The organism is Bradyrhizobium sp. LVM 105 (genome assembly GCF_003957705.1).
Taxonomy (GTDB): domain Bacteria; phylum Pseudomonadota; class Alphaproteobacteria; order Rhizobiales; family Xanthobacteraceae; genus Bradyrhizobium; species Bradyrhizobium frederickii.
In genome coordinates this window covers 179,830-196,683 of the sequence record NZ_QZMV01000010.1, presented here as the reverse complement: position 1 = coordinate 196,683, position 16,854 = coordinate 179,830, and the positions used below count along the sequence as shown (strand labels likewise).

General features: G+C 64.1%; 11 protein-coding genes. 4 read left to right on the top strand and 7 right to left on the bottom strand.

The genetic code is table 11. The features are described 5' to 3' along the window. Nucleotides 1-2: 2 nt before the first annotated feature. The 6 genes from D6B98_RS25890 to D6B98_RS25865 form a co-directional block, all read right to left on the bottom strand. Complete coding sequence (locus D6B98_RS25890; RefSeq protein ID WP_164718865.1) at nucleotides 3-1,640, bottom strand: ABC transporter ATP-binding protein; 1,638 nt, start codon at nucleotides 1,638-1,640, stop codon at nucleotides 3-5. 4 nt (nucleotides 1,641-1,644) lie between these two features. Next, nucleotides 1,645-2,823, bottom strand: a complete 1,179-nt coding sequence (locus D6B98_RS25885) for an ABC transporter permease (protein ID WP_126259717.1) — start codon at nucleotides 2,821-2,823, stop codon at nucleotides 1,645-1,647. Next, a complete protein-coding gene (locus tag D6B98_RS25880) occupies nucleotides 2,823-3,932 on the bottom strand; it encodes a microcin C ABC transporter permease YejB (protein ID WP_126259716.1) in 1,110 nt (369 codons plus the stop codon). Before D6B98_RS25880 ends, D6B98_RS25885 begins: the two co-directional genes overlap by 1 nt. Before the next feature lie 2 nt (nucleotides 3,933-3,934). Further along, complete coding sequence (locus tag D6B98_RS25875) at nucleotides 3,935-5,821, bottom strand: extracellular solute-binding protein (RefSeq protein ID WP_126259715.1); 1,887 nt, start codon at nucleotides 5,819-5,821, stop codon at nucleotides 3,935-3,937. A 14-nt stretch (nucleotides 5,822-5,835) separates the two neighbouring features. Then, a complete protein-coding gene (locus tag D6B98_RS25870) occupies nucleotides 5,836-7,752 on the bottom strand; it encodes an extracellular solute-binding protein (RefSeq protein ID WP_126259714.1) in 1,917 nt (638 codons plus the stop codon). Between the two features lie 211 nt (nucleotides 7,753-7,963). After that, nucleotides 7,964-8,518: a c-type cytochrome gene (locus D6B98_RS25865; RefSeq protein WP_126259713.1), complete on the bottom strand. Its 555-nt coding sequence runs from the start codon at nucleotides 8,516-8,518 to the stop codon at nucleotides 7,964-7,966. A 233-nt stretch (nucleotides 8,519-8,751) separates the two neighbouring features. Between D6B98_RS25865 and D6B98_RS25860 the strand changes: the two genes are divergently transcribed. Together D6B98_RS25860 and D6B98_RS25855 are read left to right on the top strand one after the other, a co-directional pair. Continuing rightward, nucleotides 8,752-9,492 (top strand): 3-deoxy-manno-octulosonate cytidylyltransferase, encoded by a 741-nt coding sequence (locus D6B98_RS25860; RefSeq protein WP_126259712.1) that lies wholly within the window; start codon nucleotides 8,752-8,754, stop codon nucleotides 9,490-9,492. Nucleotides 9,493-9,513: 21 nt separating this feature from the next. Beyond that, entirely contained in the window at nucleotides 9,514-10,374 is an 861-nt protein-coding gene (locus tag D6B98_RS25855; RefSeq protein WP_126259711.1) for a prephenate dehydratase, read from the top strand. A 92-nt stretch (nucleotides 10,375-10,466) separates the two neighbouring features. Here D6B98_RS25855 and D6B98_RS25850 read toward each other — a convergent pair whose 3' ends face one another. Next, nucleotides 10,467-11,483 carry an LLM class flavin-dependent oxidoreductase gene (locus D6B98_RS25850; protein WP_126259710.1) on the bottom strand — a complete coding sequence of 339 codons (1,017 nt, stop codon included), beginning with the start codon at nucleotides 11,481-11,483 and terminating at the stop codon, nucleotides 10,467-10,469. 376 nt (nucleotides 11,484-11,859) lie between these two features. Here D6B98_RS25850 and metF point away from each other — a divergent pair, with 376 nt between their 5' ends. Both metF and metH read left to right on the top strand, forming a co-directional pair. Further along, nucleotides 11,860-12,771 carry a methylenetetrahydrofolate reductase [NAD(P)H] gene (metF, locus tag D6B98_RS25845; RefSeq protein WP_164718864.1) on the top strand — a complete coding sequence of 304 codons (912 nt, stop codon included), beginning with the start codon at nucleotides 11,860-11,862 and terminating at the stop codon, nucleotides 12,769-12,771. 6 nt (nucleotides 12,772-12,777) lie between these two features. Beyond that, the gene (gene metH / locus D6B98_RS25840) at nucleotides 12,778-16,626 is read left to right on the top strand and encodes a methionine synthase (RefSeq protein WP_126259708.1); all 3,849 of its coding nucleotides are present in this window, start codon (nucleotides 12,778-12,780) and stop codon (nucleotides 16,624-16,626) included. Nucleotides 16,627-16,854: the final 228 nt, after the last annotated feature.

Sequence of the window (16,854 nt, the reverse complement as noted above, 5' to 3'; positions counted from 1 at the left end):
GCTTACGTCGCCACCGAGCCGTTCCCCGCCGTCTCCAGCCGGAACGCCGCCGCGAACAGCGCACGCGTATAATCGCTCTTCGGATGCTTGAACAGCTCGGCGGCCTGACCCTCTTCGACCACCTTGCCGCCGCGCATCACGATCAAATGGCTCGCGAGCGAGGCGACGACGCGTAGATCGTGCGAGATGAACATGTAGGTGAGCTCGCGCTTGCGCTGCAGCTCGCGCAACAGATCGACCATCTGCGCCTGGAACAGCATGTCGAGCGCGCTGGTCGGCTCGTCCAGCACGACGAAATCCGGCTCCAGCACCGCCGCGCGCGCGATGCTGATGCGCTGGCGCTGGCCGCCAGAGAATTCGTGGGGATAGCGGAAGCGGGTATCGGGCTTCAGCCCGACGTCTTCCAGCGCCTTGACGACGCGCGCGTCACGCTCCTCCCGCGACAGCTTCGGCTGATGCACGGAGAGGCCTTCGGCGATGATATCGGCGATCGACATGCGCGGTGAGAGCGAGCCGAACGGGTCCTGGAACACGATCTGCATGTCGCGCCGGAACGGGCGCATCTCCTTGAAGCGCAGGCCCTGGATGTCTTTCCCTAAGAAGACGATGCGTCCGTTCGAGGAGATCAGGCGCAACAGTGCCAGCCCCAGCGTGGTCTTGCCCGAACCGGATTCGCCGACCACACCTAGCGTCTCGCCCTTGCGCACGGCGAGGCTGACGCCGTCGACCGCCTTGATGTGGCCGACCGTCTTGCGCATCAGGCCGCGCTTGATCGGAAACCACACCTTCAGATCGCTGGCCGACATCACCACCGGCGCGTCCGGCTGCGGCGGCGCCGGATCCGGCTTCGGCTCCGCCGCGAGCAGGTCGCGCGTATAGGGATGCTTCGGCGTCCTGAAGACCTGCTCGACCGGCCCCTGCTCGACGATCTCGCCGTTCTTCATGACGCAGACGGTGTCGGCGATGCGGCGCACGATGCCGAGATCGTGGGTGATGAAGAGCAGGCTCATGCCGAGCCGCGAGCGGATCTCGGCGAGCAGCGCCAGTATCTGCGCCTGCACGGTGACGTCGAGCGCCGTGGTCGGCTCGTCCGCGATCAACAGATCCGGCTCGTTGGCGAGCGCCATCGCGATCATCACACGCTGGCGCTGACCGCCGGAAAGCTGATGCGGATAGCTCCTCAGCCTCGTCTCGGGCTCGGGAATGCCGACCTGCGTCAGCAGTTCCAGCGTCCGTCTGCGCACCTCGGCATTGCCGGTCGGATTGTGCAGCTGGATGATCTCACCGATCTGCGCCTCGATCGTGTGCAACGGATTGAGCGAGGTCATCGGCTCCTGGAAGATGATGGAGATATCGCTGCCTCTGACCTCCCGCATCTTCTGCTCGGAGCGGTCGATCAGCTCCTGCCCCTTGAAGCGGATGCTGCCCGAGGGGTGCGAGGCGTTCGGATAGGGCAGCAGCTTGAGGATCGAGAGCGCGCTGACCGACTTGCCGGAGCCGGATTCGCCGACCAGCGCCAGGCATTCGCCGCGCTTGATCTGGAACGAGACCTTGTCGACCGCGAGCGTGGTGGCGCCGCCCTGGTGGAAAGCCACCGAGAGGTCGCGAACGGCAAGCAGGGGCTGGTTGATCGCGTCCATGACCTTACCTGAACGTCTTGCGCGGATCGAAGGCGTCGCGGACCGCTTCGCCGATGAAGATCAGCAGCGACAGCATGATCGCGACCGAGAAGAAGCCGGAGAAGCCGAGCCAGGGCGCCTGCACGTTGGACTTGGCCTGCGACAGCAATTCGCCGAGCGAAGGCGATCCCGGCGGCAGCCCGAAGCCCAGGAAATCGAGCGCTGTCAACGTCATCACCGAGCTCGACACGATGAAGGGCAGGAACGTCATGGTTGCCACCATCGCATTCGGCAGCAGGTGGCGGAACATGATGACCGGGTTGGACACGCCGAGCGCCCGCGCCGCCTGGATATATTCGAAGTTGCGCCCGCGCAGGAATTCTGCCCGCACGAGACCGACCAGCGAGACCCAGGAGAACAGCAGCAGGATACCGAGCAGCACGAAGAAGCCGGGCACAAGCACCGAGGACAGGATCAGGAGAAGATAGAGCGAGGGAATCGCCGTCCAGATCTCGATGAAGCGCTGAAAGATCAGGTCGACCCGACCGCCGAAATAGCCCTGCACCGCGCCCGCGGCGATACCGATGACGGACGAGATGATGGTGAGGCAGAGGCCGAACAGCACCGAGATGCGGAAGCCATAGATCAGCCGCGCGACGACGTCGCGGCCCTGATCGTCCGTGCCGAGCCAGTTGTATTCGAGGTCGCGGCAGCTCCTCAGCCCTTTCTTCTCCACCACCGGCTGGCACTGCTTTTCGGTCAGCATCCAGGTCGGCGGCGACGGCGCCGGCGTCGGCAGGTCGAGATTGTGGGTGTCGTAGGAATAGCGGATCAGCGGCCAGACGATGATGCCGTTCTTGTCCTTGATCAGCTTCTGCAAATAGGGGTCGCGATAGTCGGCCGCCGTCTCGAAATCGCCGCCGAAGGTGGTTTCGGAATAGGTCACGAAAGCGGGCCAATAGAGACGGCCGTCGAACTTGATCAGGAAGGGCCGGTCGTTGGCGATCAGCTCGGCGAACAGCGAGACCACGAACAGGGCGATGAAGATCCAGAACGACCAGTAGCCGCGGCGGTTGGCCTTGAAGTTCTGCCAGCGCCGCCTGTTGAGCGGCGAAGGCGCGAACGGCTTGCGCGTGATCGGAACGGCATCGCCGAGCGGCGACTTCGCTGTGGTCTCGATCGGCGTCGGCGCGGTGATCGTCATCAGACCTCCCGTGCCTCGAAATCGATCCGGGGGTCGATCCACATATAGGTCAGGTCGGAGATCAGGTTGATCACGAGGCCGACCAGCGAAAAGATGTAGAGTGTGCCGAACACCACGGGATAGTCGCGGTTGAGCACGCTCTCGAAGCTGAGCAGCCCCAGCCCATCCAGCGAGAAGATAGTCTCGATCAGAAGCGAGCCGGAGAAGAAGGCGTGGATGAAGGTGCTGGGAAAGCCCGCGATGACAATCAGCATCGCGTTGCGAAAGACGTGACCATAGAGCACCTGATTCTCGCTGCAGCCTTTGGCGCGCGCGGTCATGACGTATTGCTTGCGGATCTCGTCCAGGAACGAGTTCTTGGTCAGGAACGCCATGGTGGTGAACGCGCCGAGGCCCATGGCAATCAGCGGCAGCGTCAGATGCCAGAAATAATCGACGATCTTCCAGTACCACGGAAATTGCGACCAGCCGTCCGAGGTCAGCCCACGCAGCGGGAACCAGTTGAAGAACGAGCCGCCGGCAAACAGGATGATCAGCAGGATCGCGAACAGGAAGCCGGGGATTGCATAGCCGAGCACGAGCACGGTCGAGGTCCAGGTGTCGAACCGCGCCCCGTCATTCACGGCCTTGCGAATGCCGAGTGGGATCGAGATCAGGTAGGTCAGAAGTGTCAACCAGATCCCCAGCGAGATCGAGACCGGCAGCTTTTCCTTGATGAGCTGGAGCACGCTGACGTCGCGGAAATAGCTCTTGCCGAAATCGAAGCGGGCGAAATTCCAAACCATCAGCGCGAAGCGTTCCGGCGCCGGCTTGTCGAAGCCGAACTGTGCCTCGAGCTTCTTGATGAAATCAGGATCGAGCCCCTGCGCGCCGCGATATTTCGAGTTGATGGCATCGCCGCCGGCCCCGACCTGCCCGGGCGCACGCTGCGCAAAGTCGCTGCCGCCCGAAATGCGCGAGGTGCCGCCGGTATCGGCCCCCGAGAGTTGTGCGATCACGCGCTCGACCGGGCCGCCCGGCGCGAACTGCACGACGACGAAGGAGACGAAGAGGATTCCGAGCAGGGTCGGAATCATCAGGAGGATACGGCGGGCGATATAGGCGCTCATGGCTATTTTGCCTGCTCGAGCTTGGCGGCCTTGGCGGGTTCATGCCACCAGATGTCGGGGGCGCCGACGCCGTTGGCATAACGCGGCAGCCTCGGTGGATGGCCGAACTGGTCCCAATAAGCCAGCCGGTGCGTCTTGTTGTACCATTGCGGCACCCAATAACGGCCGGCGCGGAACAGGCGGTCGAAGGCGCGGCAGGCGACGGTCAGCTCTTCGCGGCTGTCGGCCGCCATGATCTCCTCGATCATGGCGTCGATCGCCGGACTGGCGACGCCAGCGAGATTGTACGAGCCCTTGGTGTTCGCGACCTGCGAGGAGAAGAACGCGCGCATGGCATCGCCAGGCGTCGCCGACATGCTGAAGCGCTGGATCGTCATATCGAAGTCGAAGTCATCCTGGCGCGCCCTGTGCTGCACCGGATCGACGACGCGCACATTCGCTTCGATACCGAGCGTCGCGAGATTCTTGATGTAGGGCGCATGATGCGGCTGGAAGGAGGGCTCATCCAGCAGGAACTCGATTCTGAAGACCTCACCGTTCGGCAGGACGCGCTTGCCGTCCTTGATTGGCACGCCGGCTTCGGTCAGCAATTGCTGGGCCCTGCGCAACAAGCTGCGGTCTTGTCCGGAGCCGTCCGTGACCGGAGGCGTGAACGGAGCGGTGAAGACGTCGTCAGGAACCTGACCGCGGAATGGCTCGAGCAGCTTCAGCTCTTCCGGCGAAGGCGGCGCATTGCCCGCCATGAGGTCCGAGTTCTGGAACGGCGACACCGTACGGGCATAGGCGCCGTACATGATGGTCTTGTTGGTCCATTCAAAATCGAAGGCATCGATCAGGGCCTCGCGCACGCGCGGGTCTTTGAACTTGTCGCGCCGGGTATTGATGAACCAGCCTTGCGCACCGGAGGGCGTATCGTCGGGCACGACCTCCATCTTGACACGACCGTCCTTGACGGCCGGGAAATCATAGCGCGTCGCCCAGATGCGCGAGGTGAATTCCTCTCGGTAGAGATAGTTCTTGCCGGTGAAACCCTCGAAGGCGACGTCGCGGTCGCGGTAGAATTCATAGCGCACGACGTCGAAATTGTAGCTGCCGCGGCAGGGCGGCAGATCGGCCGCCCACCAGTCCTTGACCCGCTCGAACTCGATGTAGCGATTGACCTCGAACCGGCCGACCTTGTACGGACCGGAGCCGAGCGGAATATCCAGCGTCGATTCATCGAACGGCCGCGACGTGTAATACGCTTTCGAAAAGATCGGCAGTCCGGCGACATAGAGCGGCACGTCGCGCGCGCGTCCCTTGGCAAAGGTGACGACGAGCGTCGCATCGTCGATCGCTTCCACGCTCACCACGTCGCGCATCTGCACGGTGATCAGCGGGTGGCCCTTGGCCTTCAGCGTCGTCAGCGAGAACGCCGCGTCGTGCGCGGTGAGCTTGGTGCCGTCGTGGAATTTTGCCTCCGGCCGTATCGTGAAGCGATAGACCAGCCTGTCCGGCGATATCTGCACGGATTTGGCGGCAAGTCCGTACATCGCGTCCGGTTCGTCGTTCGCGCGGACCATCAGCGGCGAAAACGTCATGTCCATGCCTTGCGCGCCATCGCCCTTGAGAATGAAGGAGTTGAGCGAGTTGAAGGTCTGGTAGGACTGGTTGTGCGATTTCGTTGACGGGATGAGCGAGAACGTACCGCCCTTCGGCGCATCGACGTTGACGTAGTCGAAATGGTGGAAGTCGGCGGGATATTTGAGATCGCCGAACGCCGAGATGCCGTGAGCTTCAACCCCGGCTTCCGATGCATGCGCGCGACGGATCGGCCGCGCACCCAGCGACACCCCGAGGGCGCCGCCGACACCAATGGTCAGCACATGGCGGCGTGACATCTGCGTCATGCGGGAAATATCCTTCACGACTTCTTTGCGATCCGTGCCGCCTTGTCTGCGTCGTACCACCAGATGAACGGGAAGCCGGATTGGCCGTATTTGGGCAGTTCCGAGGGCCGCCCAAAGCGATCCCAGCGGGCGGTGCGGACCTTGTTGTAGGTCCACTGCGGCACGACGTAGTGATTCCACAGCAGCACGCGGTCAAGCGCCTTGGTAGCCGCGACGAGATCATCACGATCGGTGGCGTAGATCACCCGTTCGATCAGCTTGTCGATCGCCGGGTTCTTGATGCCGGCAATGTTGCGGGAGCCGGCGATATCAGCCGATTTGGACGACCAGAACTCGCGCTGCTCGTTGCCCGGCGACTGCGACTCGCCCCACGAGTTGGTGACGATGTCGAAATCCCACTCGCGTGTCCTGTTCTCGTACTGGGTCGGATCGACCGTCCGAACGCTCACGGCAATGCCGAGCCGCTCCAGCGACGGCTTATAGAACAGCGTGATCCGCTCGAAGCTGGGATCCGAATTCAGCAATTCGAGAGTGAACTGGGCGCCGGTCTTGACGTCGACCAGCTTGCGGTCACGCACCTCGTAGCCGGCCTCCTTGAACAGGCGCAGCGCCTCGCGCAGATTATCGCGCACGGCTTCCGGATTGCCGCCGACCGGATTGGTGTAGGCCGTGGTGAAGACTTCGGGCGGGACCTGGGCGCGGACGGTCTCGAGGATCTCGAGCTCCTTGCCCTGCGGCACGCCGGTTGCCATGAGCTCGTCGATGCCGTCGAAATAGCTGCTGACGCGCTTGTACTGGCCGAAGAATATCTGCTTGTTCATCTCCTCGAAGTCGAACGCATAGTTGAGCGCACGCCGCACGCGCGGATCGCTGAACTTGCCGCGGCGTAGGTTCGGCACGAAGGCCTGCATCACGCCCGAGCTGCGATTGGCGAATTCCTCGAGGATCACGCGCTTTTCGGTCACGGCCGGGAAGTCGTAGGCGGTCGCCCAGTTCTTCGCGCTGTTCTCGGTGCGCCAATCGACCTGGTCGGCCTTGAAAGCCTCGATCGCCACGGTGGCGTCGCGGAAATATTCGTAGCGCAGCTCGTCGAAATTGTTGCGGCCGACATTGGCAGGCAGGTCGCGGCCCCAATAATCCTTGACGCGCTCCAGCGCGATCGATCGTCCCGCCACGAAGTCCTTGATCCTGTAGGGACCGGAGCCGAGCGGCACTTCGAGCGTGGTCGCCGAAACGTCCCGCTTGCGGCCCTGCGCGTCCGTCCCCTCCCACCAATGCTTCGGCAGGACCGTGAGCTGGCCCACGATCTGCGGCAGCTCGCGGTTGCCGGGCGCATCGAACACGAATTTCACCTCGCGTTCGCCGACCTTCTCAGCCCGGACCACATGGCTGTAATAGGCCGAGTACATCGGGTGGTGCTTCTTGAAGGAATCGAGCGAGAAGATCACGTCATCGGCGGTGACCGGCTTGCCGTCGTGCCATTTGGCCTCCGGCCGCAAGCGGTAGGTGACGAAGGAGAAATCATCGGGATGGCTGACGGCCTCGGCCAGCGCGCCGTACTCGGTCGAGACCTCGTCGAGCGAGGCCGTCATCAGGGATTCGTAGATGAATGCGACCGCGCCTGCGACCTGCCCCTTCACGCCCGACACGACGATGTTGAAATTGTCGAAGGTGCCGACGGCAATCTGGCGGGCGACGCCGCCCTTGGGCGCTTCCGGATTGACGTAGTCGAAGCGCTTGAAATCCGCGGCGTACTTGACCTTCCCGAACAGCGACAGGGCATGACGCCAAGGCAATTTGCTGGAAGCCAGCTCAGTGGCGGATTGCGCCTGCGCTGTGCCGATGGCGGCAACGCCCGCCACGGAACCGAGGACGGGAAGCGCTGCGGCCGCAGTGCCGGTGAGCAGGAGATCGCGTCGGGTAATGGCCAAATCAACATCCCTGTCTTGAAGGAGACTACTCCTTTAAGTTCCCAATATAGGCGAGGTTTCGACGGAATATGTTGCTTTTTCCTCATCTTGAAAGGCCGGACGGCCCGTCAGATGCGGCCAAACGCCCCGATAAATTCACCGGGAGGCCCGGATACGAAAACGGCCAGGCTTCTCAGCCTGGCCGCCTATTCCAAGACAGGTTGTTGAGGCCTTACTTCGACGCGGTCGGCAGCGGCTGGGGATGCTCCGACAGCGAATTCAGATAGGCGATGACATCGGCGCGCTCGGAATCCTTCTGGATGCCGGCGAAGCCCATCGCGGTGCCCGGGATGAAGCCCTTCGGATTGGCGATGAACTTGTTGAGGTCGTCGAACGTCCAGTTGCCGCCCTTGGCCTTGATGGCGGCCGAGAAGTTGAAGCCACCACGACCCTGGCCCTTCGGCTCGCCGACGACGCCATAGAGGTTCGGGCCGACCCGATTCGGGCCACCCTTCTCGAAGGTGTGGCAGGCGCCGCACTTCTTGGCGGCCGCCGCGCCCTTCTCGATGGAAGCGGTCTGGAGCAGCTTTTCGATCGGCTCGGACGGTGCGGCCGCAGCGGCGCCTCCCTTGCCATGGCCGGCATCTTCCTTGACCGCGATCTCGAAGCCCGGCTTTTCCGGCATCTTGGGGGAGAACAGCGCATTCGCGGTGAAGCTCGTCACCAGCAGGAAGAGACAGGTGCCGAGCACGGCACCGAGAATTTTATTGAGTTCGAAAGAGTCCATTTCCGGCCAGGCCCCACACCGCAAGAAGGATCGAGCGGCCGGGCGGCCGCCAGGACGAGCCTCGGGAGAATCAACCGTTCCCTATCGTTTCCCCGAGTTTTGCCATTGAGATATCGGTTTGCCCGGGGTCTGGCAACCCGTATAAGCGAGCCGGCTTCAGGCCCGTCCCCACTCCCTTTCTCGGCGCGAAAAACGCCCCGTTTCCAGGCCCTTGACCCCAAGAACTTGAACCCATGATCGACCCTCGCTTCCTGGTGCTGATCCCGGCCCGCATGGCCGCCACCCGCCTGCCCGGCAAGCCGCTCGCCGATATCGCGGGCCTGCCGATGATCGTCCACGTGCTGCGCCGCGCCGAGGCCGCCGCCATCGGCCGGGTCGCGGTTGCAACCGATACGCCGGAGATCGCCTCGGTCGTGGCCGCCCATGGCGGCGAGGCGGTGATGACCCGCCCCGATCACCCATCCGGCTCCGACCGCATTCATGAGGCCATGCAGAAACTCGATCCCGAGGGCAAGGCCGAGATCGTGGTCAATCTCCAGGGAGATTTCCCAACCATCACGATCGACAACATCCGCGAGGTGCTGCCTCCCCTGCAAGACCCGGCCGTGGACATCGCGACCCTGGCCTCGCAGATTCATACCGAGGAAGAGGACCTCGCGCCGAGCGTGGTGAAGGCGATCGGAACCTCGCTTGGCGGCAGGCGGATGCGCGCGCTTTATTTTACCCGCGCGACCGCCCCTTACGGCGACGGACCGCGTTACCACCATATCGGGCTCTATGCCTACCGCCGCGCCGCTCTGGAGCGCTACGTCTCGCTTCCGCCGTCTCCGCTGGAATTGCAGGAGAAGCTCGAGCAGCTCCGCGCGCTGGAGGCCGGAATGCGCATCGACTTCACCATCGTGGATACAGTGCCCCGCGGAGTTGATACGCCGGCGGACCTGGAAACCGCCCGCAGCATCCTTTCCAAATCCTGAGCCGCTGTTACAAGGCCGATCATGAGCAAGATGAAGATCGCATTCCAGGGCGAACCCGGAGCCAATTCCCACATCGCCATCGTCGAGGCCTATCCCGAGGCCGAGCCGATGCCCTGCGCTACCTTCGAGGACGCGCTGTCGGCGATCTCGTCGGGCGAGGCCGATCTCGGCATGATCCCGATCGAGAATTCGGTGGCCGGCCGCGTCGCCGACATCCATCATCTCCTGCCGGCCTCCGGCCTCTTCATCATCGGTGAGTGGTTTCTCCCCGTTCGGCATCAGCTGATGGCGGTGAAGGGGACCAGGCTCGAAGACATCAGGAGCGTCGAGAGCCATGTGCATGCGCTCGGCCAGTGCCGCCGCATCATCCGCAAGCTCGGCATCAAGCCGATCGTGCACGCCGATACCGCCGGCAGCGCCCGCGACATCTCGGAACGCAAGGACAAGACCGTCGCGGCGATCGCCTCGCGCCTCGCCGCAAAGATCTACGGCCTCGACATCCTCGCCGATGACATCGAGGACGAGGCCCACAACACCACGCGCTTCGTGGTGCTGGCACGCGAGCCGAGATGGGCCGCGCAGGGCTCCGGCCCGCTGGTCACGACGTTCGTTTTCCGGGTGCGCAATTTGCCGGCCGCGCTCTACAAGGCGCTCGGCGGCTTTGCCACCAACGGCGTCAACATGACCAAGCTCGAAAGCTACATGATCGACGGCAACTTCTTCGCCACGCAGTTCTATGCCGACGTCGACGGCCACCCCGAGGACAAGGGCCTCGCCTTCGCCATCGAGGAGCTGAAATTCTTCTCGCGCGAATTCCGCATCGTCGGCGTATATCCGGGACATCCGTTCCGCGCGACGTTCAGCGAATCGCAGCAGGGTTGATGGCGTCGTTCCGGGGCACGCGAAAGCGTGAACCCGGAACCTCGAGATTCCGGGTTCGATGCTTCGCATCGCCCCGGAATGACAATCAATGACTAAGCTGCCCTCTTCCCCAACCCGAACGCGTCCGCGAGCAGCGAATACGACGTCTTCCGCGCCTCGTGATCGTACACGGCGGTGATGACCATCAGTTCGTCCGGCTTGCTCGCGTCGATCAGCGGCTGCAGCTTCCTCTGCACGGTCGCGGGGCTGCCGACGAACAGGCGGGAACGGTTGCGCAGGATCGAGGTGCGCTCGGCGTCGGAGTAGGGATAGGCCAGCGCCTCCTCGACGCTCGGCAACGGCAGGTATTGGCCGCGGTCGCGGCGCAGCCTGTTGAGGTCGAACGAGCTGGCGAGCCGTTCGGCCTCCGCATCGCTATCGGCCGCGATGACGGCAACCGCGAGGATCGCATGCGGGCTCGCACGCCAGGCCGAGGGCTGGAAGCGGTTGCGGTAATGCACCATCGCATCGATCGCATCGTGGGACGCGAAGTGATGGGCGAAGGCGAAGCCCATGCCGATCTGCGCGGCCAGCTCCGAGGAATAATCGCTGGAGCCGAGCAGCCAGATCGGCGGCAGGGCCGTGTCGTCGGGCATGGCGACGACGTTGTTGTAGGGGTGTCCCGCAGGGAATTCGCGGGTCTGCCACAGAATCAACTCGTGCAAGCGCTCCAGGAAATCGTCGCCCTCGCGCCGATCGAGCCGGCTGCGCAGCGCGTAGGCCGTCGCACCATCGGTGCCGGGTGCACGACCGAGGCCAAGGTCAATGCGGCCGGGAAACAGCGCCTCCAGCATCTTGAAGCGCTCGGCCACCACCAGCGGGGCGTGGTTGGGCAGCATCACCCCGCCGGAGCCGACGCGGATGTGCTTCGTCACCGCAGCGATCTGGCCGATCATGACGTCGGGCGCAGGACTCGCGACGGAAGCGAGGTTGTGGTGCTCGGCGAGCCAATAGCGGACATAGCCGAGGTCATCGACATGGCGCGCGAGGTCGATGCTGTTGCGCAGCGCCGCGGCGGGCTTGGTGCCGGTGGTGACGACGGAGAGGTCGAGAACTGAGAGCGGGATCATGGTGCCTTAACCTAACGAAGGGCCGTGCGGCGGCAATGGCAGGCTGCGCAGGTCAGAGGGTACGGAGGGACGGGTCGTCGCGGAAGACGGCCGTTGGGACAGATTACACTTGCAACATAGAAAATTCGTGCTGCCCACCAATGAAACCGATCTTGTGAAGGCGCCTGAATCGAGTAAATTCGTTATATTACAATATATTATACCAATTCGCCTTCCTTCCCACGACAAAGGCCATTAGGCCTCAAATTTCACGATATCCACACATTAGTGGGCCACTTCCCATCATCGATGGGCTGTCGATCGAACCGCCTTTGCCTTATCTTAGGCACTCCCAAGCTAGACCCCACGGCCGGCGGAAATTGGAGTGAGTGGTGCCATGACTGACGTGACGACGCCTGCGACAGCCGACGGGCACCTGAAGCGGCCTGCGATCTCCTTCGAGTTCTTTCCGCCCAAGACCGAGGAGATGGAGCGCAATCTCTGGGACACCATTAACCGGCTCGCCCCGCTCGACCCGAAATTCGTCTCGGTGACCTACGGCGCCGGCGGCTCGACCCGCGAGCGCACCCATTCCACCATCGCCCGCATCCTCAAGGAGACCGCGCTGCTGCCGGCGGCGCATCTGACCTGCGTCGGCGCCTCGCGCGGCGAGATCGACGAGATCGTCGACCGCTATCACGAGGTCGGCGTCCGGCACATCGTGGCCTTGCGCGGCGATCCCGTCGGCGGCATCGGCACGCCCTATGCGAGCCATCCCGACGGCTACCAGAGCTCGGCCGACCTCGTCGCCGGAATCAAGAAGCGGCACGGCGACATCGAAATCAGCGTGTCGGCCTATCCCGAGAAGCACCCCGAGGCACGCGACTTCGACGCCGACATCGACACGCTGAAGGCCAAGGTCGATGCGGGTGCGACGCGCGCGATCACCCAGGTGTTCTTCGACAACGACCTCTACTTCCGCTATCGCGACCGCGTCCGCGCCCGCGGCATCGACATTCCGATCGTGCCGGGCATCATGCCCATGCACAATTTCAAGCAGGCCCGCAATTTCGTCACCCGCGCCGGCACCACCGTGCCGGACTGGTTCGCCGCGAAATTCGAGGGCCTTGACGAGGACGCCGAGACCCGCAAGCTGGTAGCCGCGACAGTGGCAGCCGGCCAGGTGCAGAAGCTCGCGAAGCACGGCGTCGACACCTTCCATTTCTACACCATGAACCGCGCCGATCTCGTGTTCGCGATCAGCCATTTGCTCGGCATCCGCGCCAAGAGCGTCCAGAAGGCTGCGTGAGAGAAGATGACAGTCCCCGTTTCCGCCAAGCGAACCGCCCTGCTCAACGCCGCGCGCGAGCGCATCCTGGTGCTCGACGGCGCCATGGGCACGATGATCCAGAATCTGCAGCTCGACGAGAAAGCCTTCCGCGGCGAGCGCTTCAAGAATTTTCACCGCGACCTGCGCGGTAACAACGACCTCTTGATCCTGACCCAGCCGCAGGCGATCGAGGACATCCACGCCGCCTATTTGCGCGCCGGCGCCGACATCGTCGCGACCAACACGTTCTCCACCACATCGATCGCGCAGGCCGACTACGACCTCACCGATATCGTCTACGAGATGGCGCGTGAAGGCGCCCGCCTCGCCGGCAATGCCGCGCGCCGCGTTGAGGCCGAAGACGGCAAGCCGCGCTTCGTCGCGGGCGCTATCGGCCCGACCAACCGCACCGCCTCGATCTCGCCGGACGTGTCCAATCCCGGCTACCGCGCCGTCACCTTCGACGATTTGCGCAAATCCTATGGCGAGCAGATCCGTGGCATGCTCGATGGCGGCGTCGACCTCCTGCTGGTCGAGACCATCTTCGACACGCTGAACGCCAAGGCGGCGCTCTACGCCATCGCCGAGATCACCGAGGCGCGTGGCATCGACATGCCCGTAATGGTGTCGGGCACCATCACCGACAAGTCCGGCCGCCTGCTCTCGGGCCAGATGCCGGAGGCGTTCTGGAATTCGGTGCGGCACGCCCAGCCCATCACCATCGGCTTCAACTGCGCGCTCGGCGCCGAAGATTTGCGCGCGCATATCGCGGACATCGGCCGCGTCGCCGACACGCTGGTCTGCGCCTATCCCAACGCCGGCCTGCCCAACGAGTTCGGCCAGTATGACGAGAGCCCGGACTACATGGCGCGGCTGATCGGCGAATTCGCCCGCGACGGCCTCGTCAACATCGTCGGCGGCTGCTGCGGCACCACGCCGGACCATATCGCGGCGATTGCGGCGGCCGTCGCCCCGCACAAGCCCCGGATCGTGCCCGAGATCGAACCGCGCCTGCGGCTGTCCGGCCTCGAGCCGTTCGTGCTGACGGACGCGATTCCCTTCGTGAACGTCGGCGAGCGCACCAACGTCACGGGATCGGCCCGCTTCCGCAAGCTGATCACCGCCGGCGACTACACCGCCGCGCTCCAGGTCGCGCGCGACCAGGTCGAAAACGGCGCCCAGATCATCGACGTCAACATGGACGAGGGGCTTCTGGACTCGGAAGCCGCGATGGTGACCTTCCTCAACCTCGTCGCCGCCGAGCCCGACATCGCCCGCGTCCCCGTGATGGTCGATTCCTCGAAATTCTCGGTGATCGAGGCCGGCCTGAAATGCGTGCAGGGTAAGCCGGTCGTCAACTCGATCTCGATGAAGGAGGGCGAGGAGAAGTTCATTCACGAAGCCAGGATCGCCCGTCGCCATGGCGCGGCCGTCGTGGTGATGGCGTTCGACGAGGTCGGCCAGGCCGACACGTTCGCGCGCAAGACCGAGATCTGCAAGCGCGCCTACGACATCCTGGTGAACACGGTCGGCTTCCCGCCTGAGGACATCATCTTCGATCCGAACGTCTTCGCGATCGCGACCGGCATCGAGGAGCACAACAATTACGGCGTCGACTTCATCGAGGCGACGCGCTGGATCCGGCAGAACCTGCCGGGCGCGCATATCTCCGGCGGCGTCTCGAATCTCTCGTTCTCGTTCCGCGGCAACGAGCCGGTGCGCGAGGCCATGCACTCGGTGTTCCTGTATCACGCCATCAAGGCCGGCATGGACATGGGCATTGTCAATGCCGGGCAGATGATCGTCTATGACGACATCGATCCGGAGCTGCGCCAGACCTGCGAGGACGTCGTCCTCAACCGCGATCCGGGTGCGTCCGAGCGCCTTTTGGCGCTGGCGGAGAAATTCCGCGGCAAGAAGACGGAGAGCAAGGAAGCCGATCTCGCCTGGCGCGAATGGCCGGTGGAGAAGCGGCTGTCGCATTCGCTGGTGCACGGCATCACCGAATTCATCGAGCAGGACACTGAGGAAGCCCGCAAGAAGTCCTCGCGCCCGCTCGACGTGATCGAGGGGCCGCTGATGGCCGGCATGAACGTGGTCGGCGACCTCTTCGGCGACGGCAAGATGTTCCTGCCGCAAGTCGTCAAGTCCGCGCGCGTGATGAAGCAGGCGGTGGCCTGGCTGATGCCGTTCATGGAGGAAGAGAAGGCCCGCAACCTCGCCAACGGGATCGGCACCGAGGGCTCTTCGTCCGCCGGCAAGATCGTGCTCGCGACCGTCAAGGGCGACGTCCACGACATCGGCAAGAACATCGTCGGCATCGTGCTCCAGTGCAACAATTTCGAGGTCATCGACCTCGGCGTGATGGTGCCCGCCGCCAGGATCGTCGAGACCGTGAAGGCCGAGAAGGCCGACATCGTCGGCCTCTCCGGCCTGATCACGCCCTCGCTCGACGAGATGGCGTTCTTCGCCAGCGAATTGCAGCGCGAAGGCCTCAAGCTGCCGCTCCTGATCGGCGGCGCCACCACCAGCCGCGTGCACACGGCGGTCAAGATCGACCCGAGCTATCGCGCCGGTCCGGTGGTCCATGTCAACGATGCCAGCCGCGCGGTCGGCGTCGCCTCCTCGCTGATCTCGCCCGAGAAGCGCGAGGCCTATGCCGCCGAGGTGCGCGCCGAATACGCAAAGATCTCGGAAGCGCATCTGCGCGCGCAGGCCGACAAGAAGCGGCTGAAGCTGACTGACGCCCGTGCCAACCGCGTGCCGGTTGATTTCGCTGCGAACAAGCCGGTGAAGCCGACCTTCCTCGGCATCCGCAGCTTCGACGAATACGATCTCGCCGAGCTCGTGCCTTACATCGACTGGACGCCGTTCTTCCAGACCTGGGAGCTCGCGGGACGCTTCCCTGCCATTCTCGACGATGCCAAGGTCGGCGAGGTCGCGCGCTCGCTCTACGACGACGCGCGCAAGATGCTCGACACCATCGTCAAGGAAAAATGGTTCCGGGCACGCGCGACGATCGGCTTCTGGCCCGCGAACGCCGAAGGCGACGACATCGCGCTCTTTGCCGACGAGAGCCGGACCAAGAAGATCGCGACGCTGCACACGCTGCGCCAGCAGCTCGAGAAGCGCGAGGGCCGTTTCAACGCGGCGCTCGCGGACTTCGTCGCACCCGCGGGCGTTCCCGACTATATCGGCGGCTTCGTCGTCACCGCCGGGATCGGCGAGGATGCGGTCGCCGACCGCTTCAAGATGGCGAACGACGATTACTCCTCGATCCTGTGCAAGGCGCTGGCCGACCGCCTCGCCGAGGCCTTTGCCGAGCGCATGCATGCCCGCGTGCGCCGCGAGTTCTGGGCCTATGCACCTGGCGAAACGCTCTCGCCCGACGATCTGATCCTCGAGAAGTACCAGGGCATCCGCCCCGCGCCCGGCTATCCCGCGCAGCCCGACCACACCGAGAAGGCGACGCTGTTCGAGCTGCTCGACGCCGAGAACACGGCGGGCGTGAAGCTGACCGAGAGCTTTGCGATGTGGCCGGGCTCCAGCGTGTCCGGGCTCTATTTCGCAAACCCCGCGAGCTATTATTTCGGCGTCGGCAAGATCGAGCGCGACCAGGTCGAGGATTACGCCGCGCGCAAGGGCATGACGGTGGCAGAGACCGAGCGCTGGCTCGCGCCGGTGCTGAACTACATCCCGTCGCAGCAGAGTGACAAGGCCTTTGCGGCCAAACCGGCGAACGACGAGACCCCAAAGGATCTCGCCTCGCATCCGCCCGGCTGCACCTGCGCGGTGCACCTCGTCTGGCAGAAGAAGCGCGCGGGCGCGGTGTAGTCGCGCACGCTCGTGTCCCGGACGCGGCGCAACGCCTCTTCGCGTTGCGGCGCAGAGCCGGGACCCAGAGACGACACGGCCGGCAGCGAGATGGGTCCCGGCTCTGCAGCGCACCGCCCCGGATGATGCTTCGCATCACCGCGGCGCCGCGCTGCGTCCGGGGCACGAGCGGAGTTCGAGGCGCGGTGTCTCCATATCGGCATTGCGAGCGCAGCGAAGCAATCCAGA